Origin of the sequence: Staphylococcus sp. HMSC070D05 (genome assembly GCF_001815595.1) — a bacterium.
Classification (GTDB): Bacteria; Bacillota; Bacilli; order Staphylococcales; family Staphylococcaceae; genus Staphylococcus; species Staphylococcus hominis.
The window spans coordinates 1-869 of the sequence record NZ_KV821133.1 but is presented as its reverse complement, the minus strand read 5'-3'; the positions used below and the strand labels follow the sequence as shown (position 1 = coordinate 869).

The window sequence follows — 869 nt, the reverse complement described above, 5'->3', positions numbered from 1 at the left end:
TTATATCATTCCCACTAATTGGGGTCAGTCCACTATATTATTTCAATAGAAATTGCCTTTTTTTTACTTGTTTTGATTATTTTCAGCTCGCTGAGCTGTTTCTTTTCTTACATTAAGTGCCATTAGAACAAATCCTAGTTCTCTTTTGGTTTTATTTATCCTTCGAACGGAAATTCGAGTGAAACACAAAATAGCCTTCATAAATACAAAAACAAGCTCCACATCAATTTTTCTTTAACTGTAGATGTTTTTTGGCTCTAAAAGATTTTTACTAATTTGAGCTTTAAAATATTCCCAATTATAATTCTTCATTATTTTTTACTTGTTTTTGAATTGAATTTCATGCATTGATGTTTCACAGAACAATCTAAACAATCATCACATTCATATAATTTAAAATCTCGTTTAAAACCATATTGTCGTGGCGATAGGCATATCTTTTAAGTCCTAGACTTTTATTGTTCTGACAAATGAATTCATTGTTAATTTTGTCATAATTCCAATTTTGAGTATTAAAGATGTCACTTTTATATCTTTAGTTTTATCTTTTATAAACATTCCAATAAGTTATACGCGACGTTCAATTGAAATAATCTATAATTACCATATAATTTGATTCACTACCATAACCTACGTCAGCTACAATATATTAAATGACCGTAGGTTTCTTGAATTGAATTTAAAAATGGTATCATCGTTCTTGTATCAGTCGGATTTTGATACACATTATAAGATAAAACGAATTGAGAATTTGTCGCTATTTGTAAATTATACCCTGGATTGAGTTGTCCTTTTTTCATATAATCTTCTTTCATTCTTATAAATGTGGCATCATAGTCTGTTTTAGAATAACTATTTCTATCCTTTAA

General features: G+C 27.8%; 1 pseudogene. It reads right to left on the bottom strand.

The annotated features are described in order from the left end of the window. Window positions 1-63 precede the first annotated feature (63 nt). A pseudogene (locus HMPREF3046_RS05800) lies at window positions 64-869 on the bottom strand (transposase); the annotation flags it as partial.